This is a genomic window from Rhizobium ecuadorense (assembly GCF_001187535.1).
GTDB lineage: Bacteria > Pseudomonadota > Alphaproteobacteria > Rhizobiales > Rhizobiaceae > Rhizobium > Rhizobium ecuadorense.
Genome location: NZ_LFIO01000503.1, coordinates 1 through 426 on the forward strand (window position 1 = coordinate 1; position 426 = coordinate 426).

Below are 426 nucleotides of genomic sequence, written 5' to 3' on the forward strand. Positions count from 1 at the left end.
CGAGCGTTGGTGCGGCGGCACTCTTGCTGTCGGCAGTGAACACCTATGCCGCCGATCTCCCGGCAGGGGCCAAGAAGGTCACGATGGAAGAGTTCAAAGCGTTTGCTGATGGCAAGCATGTAAAGGTGGAAATTCTCGATCTGGAAAAGCCCGTCACCGCTGATCTCGTATGGAGTTGGAAGAAGGGCACCATTACCGGTAAGGCGGATGTCGGCGGCAAAATGATCGACGTGAAAACGAAACTCACGTTCAGGGGCGATAAAGCTTGTTCCAACGGTAAAGGCGAAAAGCCAAATTGCCACTTTATCTATATCGATGGCGATAAGTTCTATGAAGTTTGAGATGACATGAAAGTCTATGCAATCTCGACGGTCGGGTGAGGTTGGGGATCTCTCCGCTCACTGCCGCGGCTCAATCTGGGAGGGC

The 426-nt window shown here is 52.8% G+C and carries 1 protein-coding gene; it reads left to right on the top strand.

The annotated features are described in order from the left end of the window. The coding region (locus AF337_RS11585; protein WP_049732277.1) for a hypothetical protein at window positions 1-341 on the top strand (341 nt) is incomplete at its 5' end. Window positions 342-426 lie beyond the last annotated feature (85 nt).